The organism is Streptomyces albofaciens JCM 4342 (assembly GCF_008634025.1).
GTDB lineage: Bacteria > Actinomycetota > Actinomycetes > Streptomycetales > Streptomycetaceae > Streptomyces > Streptomyces albofaciens.
On record NZ_PDCM01000001.1, the window covers coordinates 2,044,854 to 2,063,213 of the forward strand.

Here is an 18,360-nt window from a genome sequence, read left to right on the forward strand (position 1 = left end):
GGGCACTCGGGGCGAGGCGTGCGCGCCGTTGGTCCGCGGGGTGCCGGGCTGCCCGCCTGCCGTGGGCGCGGCCCTTTGCGGCGGCGGGCTGCCGGTCGCCGGTCAGCGGTGCTGGAACTGCGGCCCTTGTGGCGGCAGGACGAAATTCGGGTCCGGGACCGGGCCCGGGGGCTGCTGGGGATAGCCATAGGCCGGCGGGGCCGGGACGGCCGGGCCCATCGGCCCCGCCGGATACGGCTGGTGCTGAGGCTGCTGCGGAGGTTGCGGATAGCCGTACGCGGGCTGCGACTGCGGCTGCTGCGGCATCGGGCCGGGATACCCGTACGCGGGCTGGGCAGGCGGCTGTGCCGGGGGCGGCGGGAAATTCTGGGTGCTCGGCGGGTAGCCGTAGCCACCACCGGTGGGCTGCGGCTGGGGCGGGAACGCGGCAGCCGGTGCCCCGGCGGGTGGTGCCGTGGCCGGCGGAGCGCTCGTCGGCGGGGCGGCGGGCGGGGGCAGGGGGAAGGAGTCCGGCTCCGCCTGGGCGGCCGGTGCGGCGGTGGGGGCCGGGGCCGGAACTGGAGGCGATGCCGTCTGCGACGGGTCCGGGTCAGGGAGGTGCTGGGTGGCGGCCTCGGGGTTCGACACGGCCGAGGGGGCATCCGCCTCGCGGGCGCTCGCCGCTGCGGCACTGCCGGCCGGTGCTGTGTCGCCGGTCGTCGGGGCGTCACCGGCTGTGGTGGCGGGCGTGGGCGCGGGGACGGGCGCGGGGGGCCCGGAAGCGGCCGTAGTCGCCGGGGCCGGGGCCGGGGCGGGCGGCGTGGAGGCGGCCGTGCCGGGATCGGCGGCCGCGGCAGCGTCGTCCTCCTCCACCGAGATCCCGAACTCGGTGGCCAGGCCGTTCAGCCCCTGCTCATACCCCTGTCCCAGCGCACGGAACTTCCACTGATCACCACGCCGGTACAACTCGCCGCAGATCAGGGCCGTCTCCTTGCCCGTCTCCGGCACCACGTCGAACACCGCGATCGGCTCGTCCTCCCCGGAGGAGGCGTCGTAGAGCAGTACGCGCAGGTCCCGCACATGGGCAAAGGTCCCGCCGTCCGCCGACGCGGTGAGCATGACACGGTCCACCGACGCTTCGAGGGCGGACAGATCCGCCTCGATCGTGTCGGCCAGGCCGTCGGTCAGCCGCGTCTTCGGCAGGTGCCGCACCAGGCCGCTGGGGTGGCGGGGCTGGTTGTAGAAGACGAAGTCCGCATCGGAACGCACGCGGCCGTCGGCGGCGAGCAGCAGGGCCGAGGCATCGACATCGGGTACTCCGGCGCCGGGCGTCCAGCGCACCACGGCCCGGACCGCCGTGGCGTCGAGGGGTACGTTCGACCCTTTCAGCATCGCGTGCGTCATGCTCGTAATCCTGCCTTCCCGGAGGTCGGAGGGACAACGCGGGGGCCTCACCGGCGTGGCCCGGCCGGTCCCCGCGACACCCTGCCGTCATGCGCGGGTCATGTGCTTTTCACACGGGCGGGAACTTTCCCGTCGCAGCCACACGTACGATTACCGGCCGGATCCAGACAGCGAGTCGCCGCGGGGTGGCCCCGGCCCCGCCTGCTCACGGGGAGTTCTATGCGTCATTTTGGGCACCTTGCGCCCGATATCCGGAACGCTTTGTTCCACAAGGAGCCGGTCGAGTTCACCGCCGACTCCCCGCCCGGCACGCTCTCGGCGGCCCTCGGCGCGACGCTCTACAGTCCTGCCACCCGCCCCAAGCTCGCCGAGGACATCCTCAAGCAGGCCGGTCGCGGCGTGGTGTCCATGGTGCTCTGCCTGGAGGACTCCATCAGCGACGCCGATGTGGTGGCTGGTGAGGAGAACCTCGTACGGCAGTTCACGGCCCTCGCCGGAGAGCCCGGGAACGGTGCGGACCTCCCGCTGCTCTTCATACGGGTCCGCACGGCAGCCCAGATCCCGGACCTGGTACGTCGACTGGGCCCCGCCGTGCGGCTGTTGTCTGGATTCGTACTGCCCAAGTTCACCGAGGAGCGGGGTGTTCCGTTCCTGGAGGCGCTGGCCGGCGCGGAGGCGGACTGCGGGCGGCGGCTGTTCGCGATGCCGGTGCTGGAGTCGCCCGAACTGCTCCATCTGGAGAGCCGCGGCGAAACGCTGCGGGGCATCGCGCGCACCGTGGACAAATACCGTGACCGGATACTGGCCCTGCGCCTCGGCGTCACGGACTTCTGCTCGGCCTACGGCCTGCGCCGGGCCCCCGACATGACCGCGTATGACGTGCAGATCGTCGCGTCCGTGATTGCTGACGTGGTGAACGTGCTCGGCCGGGCGGACGGCACCGGGTTCACGGTCACCGGTCCGGTGTGGGAGTACTTCCGGCTGCACGAGCGGATGTTCAAGCCGCAGCTGCGGCAAAGCCCGTTCCTGGGCCGGGCGGAGGAGCTCCGGACGGCCTTGATCGAGCACGACATGGACGGTCTGCTGCGCGAGATCGAACTCGACCGTGCCAACGGCCTGCAGGGCAAGACCTGCATCCACCCCTCGCACGTGGCGCCGGTGCACGCGCTCTCGGTCGTCAGCCACGAGGAGTTCAGCGACGCCGTGGACATCCTGCGGCCCGAGCGGGGCGCCGGCGGCGTCCTGCGCTCCGCCTACACGAACAAGATGAACGAGATCAAACCGCACCGTGCCTGGGCCGAACGGACTCTCCTGCGGGCCGAGGCGTTCGGTGTGGCCCGCGAGGGCGTCGGCTTCGTGGAACTGCTGACGGCGAGCCTCCCGCACACCTGACGCGCAGCACGCCTCGGCAGCCGGGGCGGCTGCTGCCCCACCGGGCCGACAACACCCAGGAAGCAACGGACGATGACGACGACGGCGGAAGAGACGAAGGAGACGGGCACAGTGGTGTGGACGGGAGAGTGGGTCGCACAGCGGCTCGGTGTCTCGCTGAGCGGCGGACCCGAACTGTCCCGGCTGCTGGGCCTGGCGCTGCGGCGCAACCCCAAGCGGGCTCATCTGCTCGTGTCGAACGTTCTCGGCAAGCACGTACCGCAGCGGCCGGAAGCGGTTCACGGCGCGGGGGTCGGGCTGGGGCGCCGGGTCCGGGAACTGCTGGGCGACGCGGACGCGGCACGCGCCGTCGTCCTGGGATACGCGGAGACCGCGACCGGGCTCGGCCACAGCGTGGCCGACGGGCTGGCGCTCGCGCCGTACCTGCACTCCACGCGGCGGCCGGTCGCGGGAGTGGCGCAAGCGGGCGGCTTCGAGGAGGAGCACAGCCACGCCACCTCGCACCTTCTGCTCCCCGAGGACCCCTCGTTGCTGGCCGGGGACGGCCCCCTGGTCCTCGTCGACGACGAGTTCTCCACCGGCCGCACGGTCCTGAACACCATCAAGGCCCTGCACGTCCGCTTCCCGCGCGAGCGGTACGTCGTCGTCGCCCTGGTCGACATGCGCTCGGAAGCGGACCGCAGCCACTTGGACAAGTTCGCCGCGGACCTGGGCGCGCGGGTCGATCTCGTTTCCCTGGCCGCCGGAGGCGTACAGCTCCCGGCCGACGTTCTCGAACGGGGCCGGGCCCTCGTCGCGGCTCACCAGACCCCCGCGCCGACGCAAGCGTCCGGTGCGTCGGGGGCCGTGGGGGCTCCCGACGGGGGTGCGGCTCCTGACGGGGATGTGGCTCCTGACGGGGGTGCGGCTTCGGGCGGGGTCCCGGTCTCGGGCGGGGGCGTGGCCTCGGCCGGGCTCGCGACCCCGGCTGAGATCACTACCTCGGGCGGCACTGCGGCTGTGGCCGGTGCCACCGGCCGGCGGCTTCCCGAGCGCGTCGATCTCGGCTGGCCCGAGGGCGTGCCGGACGGCGGTCGGCACGGTTTCACACCCGCGCACCGGGCCCGTCTGGAAAGCGCCCTCCCCGGCATGGCGGCGCGTATCGCCGACCGGCTCGCCGGTGCCCGCCGGGTGCTGGTCCTCGGCAACGAGGAGCTGATGTACGCGCCGCTGCGCCTCGCCGGTGCCCTGGACGACGCGACACCGGCCGAGGTCTATTTCTCGACCACCACCCGCTCGCCGGTCCTCGCCGTGGACGATCCCGGATACGCCATCCGCACCCGGCTCACCTTCCCCGCCCATGACCGGCCGGCCGACGGGCCGGGGGAGCGGTACGCGTACAACGTCGCGGCCGGTACGGACTCGCAGCGCCGCTTCGACGCGATCGTCGCCGTCACCGACTCCTGCGGCGACTCTCCGCAACTCCACAGCACCGACGGCCTCCTGGCACAGCTCGCCGCCCACACCGACCGGCTGCTGCTCGCCGTCATCCCCTCCTACACCCCGGCGTACGCGCTGCCGCAGACGCCGGAGCCCGCCCCGCAGCCCACGCCCGACGCCACGCAACGACAGGTCTGACCGATGCCTCTCCCCGAGCCGCTGCGCGGCCCCGCCTTCTCCTCCTACGCCCCCGACGAGGTCGGCTGGCTGCTCCAGGACCTGTCCTCGGTCAGCCTGGAAGCGCCGACCGAGGAGCGCGAGGAGGCGATTCAGGCCGGTGGCGCGCACTACGCCGAATCGCTGCCCGTCGAATACCAGCCGAGCGAGCAGTACCAGGCGCTGTTCCACAGCGCTCTGGCGACCTCCGCCGGCCGTATCGCACGCGCCGTCGGCACCGTCACGGAAACCGTGCTCGCCGAGCGCTCCCCCCGGCCGGTACTGGTCTCTCTGGCCCGCGCCGGCACCCCGGTGGGCGTCCTGATGCGCCGCTGGGCACAGTACGCCCACGGGCTCGACCTGCCGCACTACGCCGTCTCGATCGTGCGCGGCCGCGGCATCGACACCACCGCCCTGCGCTGGCTGGCCGCCCACCACGATCCCGCGGACGTCGTCTTCGTCGACGGCTGGACGGGCAAGGGCGCCATCACCCGCGAACTCGCGGAGGCCCTGCGGGACTTCCCCGGCTTCGACCCGCGGATCGCCGTCCTCGCCGATCCCGGCGGCTGCGTGGAGACCTACGGCACCCGCGACGACTTCCTCATCCCGTCCGCCTGTCTCAACTCCACCGTCTCCGGCCTGATCTCGCGCACCGTACTGCGCGACGACCTCGTGGGGCCCGACGACTTCCACGGCGGCAAGTTCTACCGCGACCTGGCCGACGCCGACCTGTCGCGGACGTTCATCGACACGGTCGCCGCGTGCTTCGACGAGGTCGCCGAACAGGTCGCCTCCGATGCGAAGGAACTGGCCGCGGCCGACCGGACGCCCACCTGGGCGGGCTGGGCCGCGGTCGAGCGGATCAGTGAGGCGTACGGCATCCACGACGTCAATCTCGTGAAGCCGGGGGTCGGTGAGACCACGCGGGTACTGCTCCGGCGGGTCCCCTGGAAGATTCTGGCCCGGCGCGGTGCCGGTACGGACCTTGATCATGTGCGTCTCCTGGCTGAACAGCGGGGCGTACCCGTCGAAGAGGTCGACGAACTCCCCTACTCCTGCGTGGGCTTGATCCACCCGCGCTACACGCGGGGCGCGACGGGTGCGGACGGCAAGGCGGTGACCGCGCTGTGAGCACACTCGTCGCCAGCGACCTGGACCGCACCCTCATCTATTCGGCCGCCGCGCTCGACCTGGCCATGCCCGACGCCGAGGCGCCGCGTCTGCTCTGCGTCGAGGTCTACGAGCGCCGGCCGCTCTCCTACATGACGGAGACGGCGGCGGAACTGCTGGCCGAACTCGCCGACACCACCACATTCGTCCCCACGACCACGCGCACCCGTGAGCAGTACGGACGCATTCACCTCCCGGGCCGCGCCCCACGCTTCGCCATCTGCGCGAACGGCGGCCACCTGCTCGTGGACGGTGAGTCCGACCGCGACTGGCAGCGCACCGTCACTGCGCGGCTCACCGCCGAGTGCGCCACGCTCGACGAGGTCCGCGCGCATCTGCTGCACAGCGCCGATCCGGCCTGGCTGCTCAAGGAGCGCGTCGCCGAGGACCTCTTCGCCTACCTGGTCGTGGAGCGCTCGCTGCTGCCGCAGACCTGGGTCAAGGAACTCGCCGAGTGGGCGGAGGCCCGCGGCTGGACCGTCTCGCTCCAAGGCAGGAAGATCTACGCAGTACCGAAGCCGCTCACCAAGAGCGCTGCCGTGGCGGAAGTGGCCCGGCGAACCGGGGCCGAGCAGACACTCGCCGCCGGCGACTCGTTGCTGGACGCCGACCTGCTGCTGGCGGCGGACCGCGGCTGGCGCCCCGGACACGGGGAGCTGGCGGCTGCCGGGTGGGACGCCCAGCACGTCACCGCACTGAGCGAGTGCGGAGTCGCGGCGGGCGAGGAGATCCTGCGGGCCTTCACCCGCGCCGCCGCTGCCCCGGTCCGTTCCTGCTGAGCCGTACACCCAGGAAGGCCAGCACCGCCAGCCCGGCAGCCACCAGGACCACCTTTGAGTACGCGTCCGCATAGCCGGTCACTTCCTCCCAGTTCTCGCCGAGCGCGTGGCCGGCGAGAACGAAGATCGAATTCCAGATCAGACTTCCGAGCGTGGTCAAGAGGAGAAAGGCCGGTACCGGCATGCGCTCGATGCCGGCCGGTATCGATATCAGGCTGCGGAAGATCGGAATCATCCGACCGAAGAACACCGCCTTGGTGCCGTGCCGCTGGAACCAGCGCTCGGTCTTCTCGATGTCCGACACCTTGACCAGGGGCAGCCCGGCGGCGATCGCCAGCATGCGGGCCCGGCCGAGCGCCGCGCCGACGCCGTACAGCGCCAGCGCGCCGAGCACCGATCCGAGCGTCGTCCACGCGAGCGCGGAGAACAGGGACATCCGGCCCTGGCCCGCCGCGAACCCGGCCAGCGGCAGGATCAGCTCACTCGGCAGGGGCGGGAAGAGGTTCTCGGCGGCGATCGCCAGGCCCGCGCCGGGCGCGCCGAGGGTGTCCATGAGGTCGGTGATCCAGCTTGTTTCCGCGAGTTCGTTCATGCTTCGACGGTAGAAATTCGCGGGTGCCGGCACATTGCGGAAAACCGCACAGAACACTGTGGTTTTCCGCAGTGTGGAGGCGTCGGCGCAGCCACTAGCGTTTTGATCATGCGGGGGATGACACGGCGCGGGATGCGCCTCACGGTCGGATTGTTGGTCGGCGCGGGCATGGCGGCGGTCGAGCTGCCGTTCATCGCGCTCTCGGGGCTCGCGCTGCTCTGCGTATTCATCTGGCCGCGCGCGAGACGGAAGGTGCTGGCGCCGGTCACGGCCGTGGCCCGGTGCCTCACCGAGTCCGCGCGCCGCCGACTCCGGTTCGGCGGAGCCGATTTCTCCTACGGGTACGACACCGAGCGCGCGCTCAAGTACCTGGCGGTCCGCTGGACGCTGGGACTACTGGGCGGTTGCGTGATCGTCTCCGCGCTCGCGGGGGCGACCGTCGTGCTGTGGGCATCGACGGCGTGGATGTTCTCCCGGATCGACCATCCGGTGGACGTAGCGGAGACCGGCGTGGGCGCCCTGTTCCTGCTCTTCCTCAGCCTGCAAGCGGTGTTCGGGGTGGCGGCCTTGGAAGCCCGGCTGGCGCGTCACTTCCTCGGCCCCACGCACGAGGAGAAGTTGCAGCGGCGGGTCGCGGAACTGGCCTCCAGCCGGGCCGGGGTGGTCGCGGCGGTCAACGACGAACGCCGCCGTATCGAGCGTGACCTGCACGACGGAGTCCAACAACGCCTAGTGGCCCTGGGCATGCTGCTCGGCCGCGCACTGCGCGCCAAGGACGAAACCCGCGCGGTCGAACTGCTGCGGCAGGCCCACGAAGAGAGCCGTCAGGCACTGACCGAACTACGCGAAGTCGCCTGGCGCGTCTATCCGACCGTGCTGGACGAGGCCGGGCTCCGGGTCGCCCTGGAAACCGTCGCGGAACGCTCCGCGGTGCCCGTCCGGCTCGACTACCGCCTTGCCCGCGAACCCGACACCGCCGTGGCGACCGTCACCTACTTCGTCATATCCGAAGCGGTCACCAACGCCGTCAAGCATTCCTGCGCGGACCGGATAGCCGTCACCGTCGACCGTGAAGAGAACACCTTGTTCCTTCGGATCCAGGACAACGGCGGGGGTGGTGCGGACGCCTCCGGTAGCGGACTGTTCGGGCTGGCCCGCCGGGTCGCCGCCATGGACGGCCGGTTCCGGGTGGCCAGCCCGGCCGGCGGCCCCACCACGATCACCGCGGAGCTGCCGTGCGCGTAGTACTCGCCGACGATTCGACCTTGCTGAGGGAGGGCTTGGTGCGACTTCTGACAGAAGAGGATCACGAGGTGATGGCAGCGGTGGGGGACGCCGCGGAACTGATGACGGTGCTGGAGCGCGCACCGGCGGAGCAGCGGCCCGACGTGGTGGTCGTCGACGTACGGATGCCGCCCACGCACACGGACGAAGGGCTGCGGGCCGCGGTCAGCATCCGTGAGCGCTGGCCGGACGTCGGCGTACTCGTCCTGTCGCAGTACGTCGAGCGGCGGTACGCCACCGAGCTGCTGACCGAGGACAGCGAGGGCGTCGGGTACCTCCTCAAGGACCGCGTCGTGCAGGTGGACGAGTTCCTTGACGCGCTGGAGCGGGTCGGCTCCGGGCGAGCGGCCTTCGACTCGGAGGTCGTACGCGTCCTGTTCTCCCGCAGCAGCCGCGCCGATCCACTGAACTCGCTCACGGCCCGTGAGCGTGAGGTGCTCGCCCAGATGGCCGAAGGGCACACCAACGCGGCCATCGCCGACAGGCTGCACATTTCCCGGAGTGCCGTGGAGAAGCACACCAACGCGATCTTCGACAAGCTCGGTCTGACCGGCACTTCCGGCTACTCTCGCCGCGTCCTGGCCGTGCTGCGCTATCTGGGGACCTGAGGAGCACCGGTGACCAAGAGCAAGACCACCACGATCACAAAGGCGCTGTACGACTACGTGCTGGCGCACAATCCGCCGCTGGACACCGTGCAGCGGGAACTCGTGCAGACCACGCTCGATCGCTTCCCCGACGTGGCGCGGATGCAGTCGGCGCAGGAGCAGGGCCCATTGCTGGCCTTCCTGATCCGGCTGTGCGGCGCGCGGCGAGTGGTGGAGGTGGGCACGTTCACCGGGTTCTCGGCCCTGGCGATGGCGCAGGCACTGCCTCCGGACGGCACGCTGATCGCCTGCGACGTCTCCGAGGAGTGGACGGCGTACGGCCGTGAGGCGTGGGCGAAGGCAGGAGTCGCGGACCGTATCGACCTGCGGATCGCACCCGCGCTGGACACGCTGCGGGCGATCCCCGCCGAGCCGCGGCTCGACTTCGCCTACCTCGACGCGGACAAGGGCAACTACATCGCGTATTGGGAGGAACTGGTCCCGCGGTTGCGGCCCGGGGGACTGATCGTCGCGGACAACGTCCTGTTCGGAGGGGAGGTGGCCAGCCCGCACGCGGAAGGGCCGGCCGCGTCGATCAAGGAATTCAACGATCACGTCATGGCGGACGAGCGGATGGAGGCGGTGATGCTCACCGTGGCGGACGGACTGACCGTGGCACGCAGGCGGTGACGACGCGGACCGCGAGCTGAGCGCTGGGCCACCAGGCGCGTTACGTAACCCAGCGGCCAGGTCCCCAGGGCTGGCGTAACGGCAGCCGGAGGGGGCGGAACCGGCCGCCGTCGAGGGTCAGCCGCAGCAGCCGCCTCCGCAGCAGCCGCCTCCGCCGCCACCACTGGGGGCCGGAGCAGCGGCGGTGCCGCCGACGGCGACCGTGGACAGCAGCTTGACCGTGTCCTCGTGCCCGTCCGGGCAGGTGGCCGGAGCGGAGGACTCGGACATCGGGCGGTTCAGCTCGAAGGTCGAGCCGCAGGAACGGCAGCGGTATTCGTAACGAGGCATGGCCACAGATTAGCCCGCGAGTGGGAGAAAGGGGGCGGAACGTGGTGGGAGAACGGTGCGGGCCAGCGTACGGACGTGCCGAGTGGTGCGCCGAGAAGGTGCAGTTCGAGAATGGGGCGAGCGCTTTCCCTGTCACCGGGGAAGGGCGCAGAGCTGCCGCCGGGAAAGTCCACAGTATTGCCGCTGGGAAAGGCCACCGCTATGGCGCCGGTGGTTACGGTCGCCCGTGCGAGGCGTCCGGCGACTCCCTGGCCGCTCAGCGGAGGGAAGAGGAAGCCCGCTACGACCGCGATACCGGCGCGCACGGCGTCCACGGCTCGTACGGGTACAGGTTCGGCGGGCTGGTGCAGCGAGCTGTCGGCGGCGTCGTGCGGGTTGCTCGGACTTGCCGGCGGGCGGGGGTTCGCTGTCGGCTGTGGGACCGCTGCCGGGCTCGTGCCGGTCGGCCGGTTGGTGGGGCTGAGAGCAGGGGCGAAGCCGGTCAGGTGCGGCGCCTCGGGAGCGCCGGTGGCTGTGTGAGAGGGCGTGCTCGATTACGGCGCGCGATGGTGCCGGTCGTCCGTGCGCTTCTGGGTGCCGGGCCGAGGAGCGTTGCCCGGCGTGTTCGGTTCTGTCGCGCTGCTCACCATTCGGCGAACGAGCCGTCCGCGTGGCGCCAGACGGGATTGCGCCAGGCGTGGCCCTTCTTGTCGGCGGCGCGTACGGCCGGCTCGTCGACCGTGATGCCCAGGCCCGGGCGGTCGGTGCGTGCGAGAGAGCCGCCTTGGAAGCGGAAGGGTTCCGGGTCGGTGACGTAGTCGAGCAGTTCGGCGTCCTGGTTGTAGTGGATGCCGACGGACTGTTCCTGGATGAGGAAGTTGGGGGTGGTGAAGGCGACTTGGAGGCTGGCGGCGAGTGCGATCGGGCCGAGTGGACAGTGCGGGGCGAGCTGGGCTCCGTAGGTCTCCGCGAGGGCGGCGATCCGGCGCAGTTCGGAGATGCCACCCGCATGGGAGATGTCCGGCTGAAGGATGGCGACGCCGGCCTGGAGAGGGGCCAGGAAGTCCCGTCGGGTGAAGAGTCGTTCGCCGAGTGCGAGAGGGGTATTGGAGGCATTGACCAGGTCGGGAAGGGAGTGCGGATAGTCGGGGAGGACGGGTTCTTCGACGAACATCGGCGCGTGTTCGGCGAGCAGGGGGAGCAGGCGCCGGGCGTTGGCGGGGGAGACACGACCGTGGAAGTCCAGGCCGAAGTCGCGCTCGTCGCCCAACACCTCGCGTGCGGTTTCGGCGCGGCGTAGGCAGTCCCGTATCTCGGCGCGGGTGGCGACCGGGGTCATCGGACCGCAGCCGTTCATCTTGACGGCGGTGAAACCCGCCTCGATCTGGGCGGCCAGCGCGTCCCGTATCTCGGCCGGCTCATCGCCGCCGATCCATGAGTACGCGCGGACACGTTCCCGTACGGGGCCGCCGAGGAGTTGGTGGACGGGGACGCCGTACTGCTTGCCCTTGATGTCCCAGAGAGCCTGGTCCAGCCCGGCGACGGCGGAGGAGAGCACCGGACCGCCGCGGTAGAAACCGCCCTTGGTCATGACCTGCCAGTGGTCCTCGATACGGGACGGGTCCTGGCCGAGAAGGTATTCGGCCAGAACCTCGACGGCGGCACGTACCGGTTCGGCCCGCCCCTCGACCACCGGCTCGCCCCAGCCGACGATGCCGGTGTCGGTTTCCACCCGGACGAACATCCAGCGCGGCGGTGCCAGAAACGTTTCGACACGGGTGATTTTCACGCGGGGCGACCCTTTCTGCGAGGAAGGCGGATGCCGGCGGTGAGCGGGGTGGGGCGGGGCGCAGCCGGCCGCGGCCGCGGCTGCGACGGTGGCCTGGAACTGTGCTGCTTGCGGGGGGCCGGGGACGTGGTGCTGCTTGTGGAGGTCCGGGGACGCGGTTCTACTTATGGAGGTATGTGGACGTGATGCTGCTCGTTCAGGTGCGTGGACGTGGTGCTGCTTGCGGAGGCCCGGGGACTAGATGGCGTGTCTGCGGCGGTGCTTCGGGGAGCGGGTGCGGGAGCGGTGTCCGTGGCTTGCCGGAGTCTCGTCGCGAGGGGCCGCGTGTGCGCCCGTCCGGGGCGGGAGGGGGCGCGCCGGTCGGTTCGCGATTTCCGGGTGGCGGGCGCGCCAGTACGGGTTGTCGTGCGGCAGGCCACCGGAGACACGTCCGTACATACCGAAGACCAGGAGCATCAGACCGACGACGAAGCTGAACAGAACGTTCTGGATCCGGAAGGCCAGGAAGTTGAAGCCGGTCTCCAGAATGGCGAGGTTGACGAAGCCGCTGAGCAGGAAGGCGACGCCGAGCACGATGTTGAGCGTCGAGGCGAAGTTCCCGCCGATCACCATGCCGCCGAAGAGGACCAGGCCCACGATGATCGACAGCACGCTCAGCGCACCGTTGGTGTTCAGCCCGGCGACGGTGTCGCCGCCCGTGTCGAAGAACCCGATCTTGTTGATCAGGCCGAGAACGCCGAAAGCGACGAGTACCAGCCCCATCAGGCCCGCGCCGAAACGATAGACCTGGCTGAGCCGGTGATCCACGGGGAGGTGCTCGTCGAGCCGTGTGTGCCGCACCTTGCCGCGCAGCGTCCGGGAGGGCCCGTGCAGAGCCTGGCCAGCGTCCATGTCCGGCCTCCTTCACGCAGATGAGCCGCCGATGAGCCGTCTGGACCGTGCTTGACTCCAGCATCCGCCTGTCCGTGGCGGGACGCCAAAGTGCCAGGTCAGTGGCAGGTCAGTGCCAGGTCAGTGCGTGCCGGCTCGGTGACCGGGCGAGTGGCCCGAGCAGTGACCGGATCGCTGATCAGATCAGTGACGGACCAGTGACCGATGAGCAACCGATCAGCAACCGATCAGTGGCAAGGGCAGGTGGGATCGGCTTGGGGCGTGGGTGGGGCGCGCTTGGGCTGCGGCGGCTCCGTATGTGCCGGGCCGCCGGTCGCGAGGGCGATGGACGGCCGGGCCGTCGATTTCACCGCCGACCGTATTCTTCATGTTCCTCATGCGCAGGGTCGTTCCCCATGCGTGGCGAATCGCCGACCGGCTGACTGGTTGACCGGACGACCGGGCTGCTGGTCAGCCGGAGCTGATCAGCAGCTCCGCCGCGCGCAGCCCCATCGCCTCGCCCGACCCCGCGACCCCCCGGCCGCCCGCTCGGCTGTCCGCCCCCGGGCACCCCTCACCCCGCCGCCCCGCCGCCCCGCTCCTCGCGGATCTCCTGGACCACGTGGGCCGCCGTCTGCCGTACGGCCTCGGTCTCGGTCAGGAAGTGCCACCAGTCCGGGTGCCGTCCCTCCAGACCGGCGATCGCTCGCTCCAGGCGCGCCACCGCGTCGTCCAGTGGACGTGCGTGCCGCGGGTCGGGGGTACTGCGGCCGGCCATCGCCAGCCGCTGCGCGTCCCGTACCGCGAAGCGCGTTCGTTCGACCTCCTTCTCGCGGTCGAAGGACACCTCGTCCAGCCGCCGCAGCCGGTCGTCGGCCGCCGAGACCGCCTCGTCGGTCGTGTTCAGCAGGGCCCGCGCGGTCGCCAGCAGGCTCGTGGCATCGGCCCAGCGCTGCTCGTCCCGGGCGCGCTGCGCCTCGCGCACCTTGGCCTCCGCCTGCGCGACGGCGTCCGCGGCCTGGTCCGGGACCTGCTGGAGGTCCTGCCAGCAGGCCGCGCTGTAACGCCGGCGCAGTTCGCTCAGTACAGGATCGACCTTGGCCGCCCGCGTCGTGATGGCCTGTGCCCGGGTCCGCAGCGACACCAGTCGCTTGTCGATCTCCGCGGCCTTTTCCGGCAGCCGCTCCGCCTCGGTACGTATGTCCTCGGCCTGGCGCAGCACGTCGTCGGCGCGCCGGATCGTCTCCTGCACACCGTGTTGCCCGGCGCCCTGGTTCAACTTGGTCAGCTCGGGCGACAGGGCGGCCAGCCGGGCCGCCAGGTCGTCCGCCTTGTAGTTCTGCGCTCGGACGGCATCGAGCGCGTTGCTCGCGGCCAGCAAGGCCTGCCGGGCCCGCTCGACCGCCGGCGCGAGCCGCGCCAGCTGCGTTTCCGCGGTCTGCAGCAGCGGGCCCAGCCCCTGTGCGAAGCGGTCGAGATCCGCCTTGACCCGCTCCAGCTCGTCCTTGGCCCGGGTCAGGTCGGCGCGCGCCCGCGACGCCGCGCCGGCGTCGAGGTCGTCCCGGTCGAGGTCGTGGGCGTCGACGGCGCTGATGTAGCCCTGGCTGGCCTCGTCGATCCGCCGCCCGAAGCGCTCGTACTCCTCCGCGGCCCGCGCGGCCGCCGGGGAACGGTCGACGGCGGTGATCGTCTCTATGGAGATCCGCAGGTCACGCTGGGCCGTGTCCAGCTCGTAGAACGCCGCCGCCGCGGCATCCTTCGCGGCCTGGGCATCCGCGCGCTGGCTCTCCCCGCGCCCGAACCAGCGTCGCGTGCCGCCGCCCGCGAACGCGGCCGGGGCCGCGGCGGCCAGCAACGGCAGCGGCAGCAGGAGCAGAGTCACGGTGTCCCGGAGCGTGCCGCCCCGGGGACGACGGCGTACTGCACGGCGTGCTCGCTGCTCGTGCGGCTGCGTGTGTGTCGCCGTCACATCCCTCTCCCGGTCGCATCGCCCCTGGCCCGGCTGCCATTCTCCCACCCAGTAGGAACGAACACAGCGGCCGGTTGGTTCGCGATCATGGGCACGATCCGGTGGCGGGATGGGCACCGCGGCCGGGGCGCATTCCGTACACCCGAGGCGCATCCCGTACATCCGATACGCATTCCGTACATCCGATACGCACGTCCACGACCTCTCGCGTCCGCGCGAGGCGCCTCCGCGAACCCTGGGCCAGGGCCCCGCCGACACCCCACCGGTTGTTCCCCAGCCTCCGCCCCGAGCCGTCCGCGACCCGGGTTTGCGGTGCAGCCCGGAAAGCAAGGTAGTCTGTCGGCTCAGCCAGGGCGCATAGCTCAGCGGTAGAGCGCTGCTCTTACAAAGCAGATGTCACAGGTTCAAATCCTGTTGTGCCCACAGTGAGAAGCCGCAGATGAGCGGTTATGTCGAAGCCCCAACCGTGGTCGGTTGGGGCTTCGTCGGTTTTGTGGGGCGCCGGGAGCGCATCTGTAGACGAGCGTCGTGCATCGCGCGGGCGTTGTCGTGTGGCGGGTGGTGGCCGAGGTGCGGGGTGGTTGGGGGCGGTGCACGCTGAAGGTATGGGTGTGCATCCGCCGGTGATTGTTCATCCGCCCTCGCCGTCAGGTGGGCGTCGGGTCACCGTTCATGGGCAGATCGTCGGGCTGGCGCATGGCCGGGGCGATGTTGCCGAGTTTCTGCGGCACGCGGGGCTGGCGCCGGACGCCGAGGACATTGATCTGGATACGCCGGGGCTCATCGAGTGGCGCGGTGGGGACAAGGACGTCTGGGCGGCTCCGGGGTGAGGGGATCCAGGGGAGGTGGGGGGTTGGTTTGTGGGGAATGGGGTGTTTTGGGTGTTTGGGGTGAGGTCTGGGTGGGGGGGTGTGGGCGTGTTCCGGCGTGGAGGTTGGCTGACGGGGGAGTTGTTTAGGTTTCAAGCGATGTGTATCTTCGAAGGGTGACTTGAAACTTCAAGTAATTGGTGGCCGCCCGGTCCTTCTGGAGGGTCCGCCGGCCCAGACAGGAAAGAGCGTTCGTATGTCCTCCCCCCTCAGCCCCCTCCGTGACTACGGCAGCGGCGTCGACGACCGCCATGCCGCGAGCCCGCATGCGTATGACATCGGTCTGCTGCTGTTGCGGCTCGCGGTCGGATTGATCATGGCCGCGCACGGTACGCAGAAGCTGTTCGGCTGGTTCGACGGGCCGGGGCTGGACGGGACCGGCCAGTTCTTCACGGCCAGCGGCTACCCGTCCGGTGACGCCATGGCCGTCGTCGCCGGTCTCAGCGAGACGCTGGGCGGCCTCGGGCTGGTGCTCGGGCTGCTGACGCCGCTGGCGGGTGCGGCGGTCGTCGGGACGATGGTGAACGCGCTGGGAGTGAAGTGGGGCGGCGGGTTCTTCGCGCCCGAGGGCGTCGAGTACGAGCTGCTGCTCACGGCGGGTGCGGCGGCGCTCGCGCTGACCGGCCCCGGCCGGTACGCGGTCGACCGGCTGCTTCCGGTCCTGCGCGCGCACCGGCTGGTGTACGGCGTGGCCGCCTTGGTGCTCGGGGTGGTTTTGGCGGTCGTGTTCCTGCTGCTGCGTAAGTGAGCGAAAGGGCAGGGCGGGCGGGTCGGACGCATCGGAAGATATCGGGACGAAGCGGGAAGGTGAGGGGTTGACGTGGCGGTACGGCGGTTGAACCACGCGGTGCTCTACGTGCGGGACGTGGGACGCGCGGTGGCCTTCTATACCGAGGCGCTCGGTTTCCGGGTGGACACGGAGATTCCGGGGCGGGCCGCGTTCCTCAGTGCAGAGGGAACGGCCAACGATCACGACCTCGGGCTGTTCGCGGTGGGGGCCGCGGCCCCCGGGCCCGAGCACGGCCGGGTGGGGCTCTACCACCTGGCCTGGGAGGTGGGCACGCTCGGGGAGCTGGCGGACGTGGCGGCGGGGCTGGCGGAGCGGGGCGCGCTGGTCGGCGCCACCGATCACCTGGTGTCCAAGTCGGTGTACGCGAAGGATCCGGACGGCAACGAGTTCGAGGTGATGTGGCGCGTGCCGCGCGAGGACTGGCCGGGGCCGGACGAACCGGACCGGCTCCGTCCGCTCGACCTCGAAGCGGAGCTGGCGCGCTGGGGGCGGGACCTGAAGACGGGGGCGGCGGCCGGTTCGGCTACCTGAGGGGCCGGTTCGGCTGGCTGAGGGGAGGGGCGTGCGTGGGTGTTCGCGGGGGCCAGGCGTTCGTGGGTGGCTTAGGCGTACGCGGGCCTGGGCTTCGCATACCCCGGGCCTTACGCAAACGCTCGTGGATGTGAGGGCCGTCGGGCACGCGGAGTGGTCGGTTGTTCGCGCAAGGGAAGGCCGTCCGCGTACCGCGCGTTCGTCGTCCTCTCCCCTCCCCTCCCCGCCCTCCCTCAGGCGGTCTCCCCGGCCTCCGCCCCTGTCGCCCGCGACGCCCGGGCCGACCAGCGCTTCTCCACGCCGGCCAATCGCCAGTACGCCAAGGCCGCCGCCCAGACGACCACGAACAGGCCGACGATGATGAAGCCGACGTTGTCCAGGTCGATGGACGAGATCCAGTCGGTGACGCCGTCCTTCAGGTCCAGTTTGTCGTGCAGGACGGTGACCAGCTCGATGGTGCCGATGAAGAAGGCGACGGCGATCGACAGGCCGGTGATCGTGAGGTTGTAGTAGACCTTGCGTACCGGGTTCGAGAACGCCCACTGGTACGCGAAGTTCATGAACGTGCCGTCCAGGGTGTCGAACAGGCTCATGCCCGCCGCGAACAGCAGCGGCAGCACCAGGATCGCGTACCAGGGCAGGCCGGCCGCCGCGCCGCTGCCCGCCATCACCATCAGCGTCACCTCGGTCGCGGTGTCGAAGCCGAGGCCGAACAGCAGGCCGAGCGGGTACATCTGGCCGGGTCGGGTGATGGAGCGGGTGAAGCGGCCCAGCACGCGGTTCATGAAGCCGCGCGAGTCGAGGTGCTGCTCCAGCTCCGTCTCGTCGTACCGGCCCTCCCGCATCGCCCGGAACACCCGCCAGATGCCTGCCAGCGCGACGAGGTTGAGCGCGGCGATGAGGTACAGGAAGCCGCCGGAGACCGTGGTGCCCACGGTGCCGAGCACCTGGTGGGCGCGCGATTCGTCGTCCAGCAGGGTGCCCGCGAGCTGCGCGCCGCCGGCGACCAGCGCCGCCATGGCGACGACCACGCTGGAGTGGCCGAGCGCGAACCAGAAGCCCACGGAGACCGGCCGCTTGCCGTCGGCCATCAGTTTGCGGGTGGTGTTGTCGATGGCGGCGATGTGGTCGGCGTCGAAGGCGTGCCGCATGCCGAGGGTGTACGCGGTGAGGCCGAGGCCGACCCCGAAGACCTGTGAGCCCACCGCGTAGTGGTGCGGCACGACCAGCAGGAAGAGCACGCCGAAGGCGACGACGTGCAGTCCGGCGATGACCGCCATCAGCCCCGCGGTCCGCACGGTGTCCTGCCGCCGCCAGCGGAAATCGGGGAGGGGAGAGGCGGATCCGCCGGAGGAGGGCGCGGGCGAAGTGGGGGAAGAGGGAGAGGAGGGAGAGGAGGGAGAAGAGGAAGCAGGGGGGTTTGTGGACAGGGGCATCCGGTGGTCACGCTCCAGCACCTCGTGGATCAGTTCGTGAGATGCCGTGGCCGGTCTCCTGGCTGACGGGTGTACGCGCCCGCCCCGGCCTTCCCGGCCGCGGGCTGCGGCCAGTGGCTCCGTACGGCGAAGGACGCGTACGGACAGGGGCGGGAACTTCCCGATCACAGTGGCGAGGGCCGCTCCGGCCTGGACCTGTAGGTCGTCACCGGTCTTCCCGAACACCACGGCCCGGACACTCTAACTCCGTCGATGCCGAGGGCCGTCGCCCCGGCCATCGGACCT

The 18,360-nt window shown here is 70.9% G+C and carries 15 protein-coding genes, 1 tRNA gene, 1 pseudogene and 1 riboswitch; of the genes and pseudogenes, 10 read left to right on the forward strand and 7 right to left on the reverse strand.

Features of this window, described 5'->3' with window-relative positions:
• Nucleotides 1–102: 102 nt before the first annotated feature.
• On the reverse strand, nucleotides 103–1,383 hold the full coding sequence (locus CP973_RS09230; RefSeq protein ID WP_150239176.1) for a TerD family protein: 1,281 nt from the start codon (nucleotides 1,381–1,383) through the stop codon (nucleotides 103–105).
• Nucleotides 1,384–1,602: 219 nt separating this feature from the next.
• Here CP973_RS09230 and CP973_RS09235 point away from each other — a divergent pair, with 219 nt between their 5' ends.
• The 3 genes and pseudogenes from CP973_RS09235 to CP973_RS09245 all read left to right on the forward strand — a co-directional run bounded on the left by CP973_RS09235 (nucleotide 1,603) and on the right by CP973_RS09245 (nucleotide 6,359).
• On the forward strand, nucleotides 1,603–2,775 hold the full coding sequence (locus tag CP973_RS09235) for an HpcH/HpaI aldolase/citrate lyase family protein (protein ID WP_150239178.1): 1,173 nt from the start codon (nucleotides 1,603–1,605) through the stop codon (nucleotides 2,773–2,775).
• A 72-nt stretch (nucleotides 2,776–2,847) separates the two neighbouring features.
• A pseudogene (locus tag CP973_RS09240) lies at nucleotides 2,848–5,541 on the forward strand (phosphoribosyltransferase).
• On the forward strand, nucleotides 5,538–6,359 hold the full coding sequence (locus CP973_RS09245) for an HAD family hydrolase (RefSeq protein ID WP_150239180.1): 822 nt from the start codon (nucleotides 5,538–5,540) through the stop codon (nucleotides 6,357–6,359). Before CP973_RS09240 ends, CP973_RS09245 begins: the two are co-directional and overlap by 4 nt.
• Here CP973_RS09245 and CP973_RS09250 read toward each other — a convergent pair.
• Nucleotides 6,322–6,951, reverse strand: a complete 630-nt coding sequence (locus CP973_RS09250; protein ID WP_150239182.1) for a DedA family protein — start codon at nucleotides 6,949–6,951, stop codon at nucleotides 6,322–6,324. The genes CP973_RS09245 and CP973_RS09250 overlap by 38 nt on opposite strands.
• A gap of 108 nt (nucleotides 6,952–7,059) precedes the next feature.
• Between CP973_RS09250 and CP973_RS09255 the strand changes: the two genes are divergently transcribed.
• From CP973_RS09255 to CP973_RS09265, 3 genes are read left to right on the forward strand one after another with little or no spacing between them, the layout of a single operon-like run.
• Nucleotides 7,060–8,196 (forward strand): sensor histidine kinase, encoded by a 1,137-nt coding sequence (locus CP973_RS09255; RefSeq protein WP_167538301.1) that lies wholly within the window; start codon nucleotides 7,060–7,062, stop codon nucleotides 8,194–8,196.
• On the forward strand, nucleotides 8,187–8,843 hold the full coding sequence (locus CP973_RS09260) for a response regulator transcription factor (RefSeq protein ID WP_150239185.1): 657 nt from the start codon (nucleotides 8,187–8,189) through the stop codon (nucleotides 8,841–8,843). Before CP973_RS09255 ends, CP973_RS09260 begins: the two co-directional genes overlap by 10 nt.
• A gap of 9 nt (nucleotides 8,844–8,852) precedes the next feature.
• Nucleotides 8,853–9,512, forward strand: a complete 660-nt coding sequence (locus tag CP973_RS09265) for an O-methyltransferase (protein ID WP_150239187.1) — start codon at nucleotides 8,853–8,855, stop codon at nucleotides 9,510–9,512.
• A 117-nt stretch (nucleotides 9,513–9,629) separates the two neighbouring features.
• Here CP973_RS09265 and CP973_RS09270 read toward each other — a convergent pair whose 3' ends face one another.
• From CP973_RS09270 to CP973_RS09285, 4 genes are all read right to left on the reverse strand, one after another.
• The gene (locus CP973_RS09270) at nucleotides 9,630–9,842 is read right to left on the reverse strand and encodes an FmdB family zinc ribbon protein (RefSeq protein ID WP_150239189.1); all 213 of its coding nucleotides are present in this window, start codon (nucleotides 9,840–9,842) and stop codon (nucleotides 9,630–9,632) included.
• A 622-nt stretch (nucleotides 9,843–10,464) separates the two neighbouring features.
• Nucleotides 10,465–11,610, reverse strand: a complete 1,146-nt coding sequence (gene dgoD / locus CP973_RS09275; protein WP_150239191.1) for a galactonate dehydratase — start codon at nucleotides 11,608–11,610, stop codon at nucleotides 10,465–10,467.
• A gap of 237 nt (nucleotides 11,611–11,847) precedes the next feature.
• The gene (locus CP973_RS09280) at nucleotides 11,848–12,501 is read right to left on the reverse strand and encodes a DUF4383 domain-containing protein (RefSeq protein WP_150239193.1); all 654 of its coding nucleotides are present in this window, start codon (nucleotides 12,499–12,501) and stop codon (nucleotides 11,848–11,850) included.
• Between the two features lie 553 nt (nucleotides 12,502–13,054).
• Entirely contained in the window at nucleotides 13,055–14,449 is a 1,395-nt protein-coding gene (locus CP973_RS09285; protein ID WP_150239195.1) for a hypothetical protein, read from the reverse strand.
• Between the two features lie 351 nt (nucleotides 14,450–14,800).
• On the opposite strand from CP973_RS09285, the gene CP973_RS09290 reads away from it, so the two are divergent.
• The 4 genes from CP973_RS09290 (at nucleotide 14,801) to CP973_RS09305 (ending at nucleotide 16,639) form a co-directional block, all read left to right on the forward strand.
• A tRNA-Val gene (locus CP973_RS09290) sits at nucleotides 14,801–14,872 on the forward strand.
• 182 nt (nucleotides 14,873–15,054) lie between these two features.
• Nucleotides 15,055–15,279, forward strand: coding sequence for a hypothetical protein (locus CP973_RS09295; RefSeq protein WP_150239197.1), 225 nt, complete (start codon nucleotides 15,055–15,057; stop codon nucleotides 15,277–15,279).
• A 235-nt stretch (nucleotides 15,280–15,514) separates the two neighbouring features.
• Complete coding sequence (locus CP973_RS09300) at nucleotides 15,515–16,066, forward strand: DoxX family protein (RefSeq protein ID WP_150239199.1); 552 nt, start codon at nucleotides 15,515–15,517, stop codon at nucleotides 16,064–16,066.
• A 72-nt stretch (nucleotides 16,067–16,138) separates the two neighbouring features.
• Nucleotides 16,139–16,639 carry a VOC family protein gene (locus CP973_RS09305; protein WP_150239201.1) on the forward strand — a complete coding sequence of 167 codons (501 nt, stop codon included), beginning with the start codon at nucleotides 16,139–16,141 and terminating at the stop codon, nucleotides 16,637–16,639.
• 233 nt (nucleotides 16,640–16,872) lie between these two features.
• Here the strand turns inward: CP973_RS09305 and nicT are convergent, their stop codons facing one another.
• The gene (gene nicT / locus CP973_RS09310) at nucleotides 16,873–18,108 is read right to left on the reverse strand and encodes a Nickel transporter NicT (RefSeq protein WP_425281995.1); all 1,236 of its coding nucleotides are present in this window, start codon (nucleotides 18,106–18,108) and stop codon (nucleotides 16,873–16,875) included.
• Nucleotides 18,107–18,319: riboswitch (cobalamin riboswitch) on the reverse strand. It overlaps the preceding gene by 2 nt.
• Between the last annotated feature and the right edge of the window lie 41 nt (nucleotides 18,320–18,360).

Excerpts from the sequence above, each read along its gene's own strand:
- CP973_RS09235 (WP_150239178.1), top strand. The coding sequence starts at position 1,603 with ATGCGTCATTTTGGGCACCTTGCGCCCGATATCCGGAACGCTTTGTTC.
- CP973_RS09270 (WP_150239189.1), bottom strand. The coding sequence starts at position 9,842 with ATGCCTCGTTACGAATACCGCTGCCGTTCCTGCGGCTCGACCTTCGAG.
- CP973_RS09295 (WP_150239197.1), top strand. The coding sequence starts at position 15,055 with ATGGGTGTGCATCCGCCGGTGATTGTTCATCCGCCCTCGCCGTCAGGT.
- CP973_RS09230 (WP_150239176.1), bottom strand. The coding sequence starts at position 1,383 with ATGACGCACGCGATGCTGAAAGGGTCGAACGTACCCCTCGACGCCACG.
- CP973_RS09300 (WP_150239199.1), top strand. The coding sequence starts at position 15,515 with ATGTCCTCCCCCCTCAGCCCCCTCCGTGACTACGGCAGCGGCGTCGAC.
- CP973_RS09280 (WP_150239193.1), bottom strand. The coding sequence starts at position 12,501 with ATGGACGCTGGCCAGGCTCTGCACGGGCCCTCCCGGACGCTGCGCGGC.
- CP973_RS09255 (WP_167538301.1), top strand. The coding sequence starts at position 7,060 with ATGCGGGGGATGACACGGCGCGGGATGCGCCTCACGGTCGGATTGTTG.
- CP973_RS09250 (WP_150239182.1), bottom strand. The coding sequence starts at position 6,951 with ATGAACGAACTCGCGGAAACAAGCTGGATCACCGACCTCATGGACACC.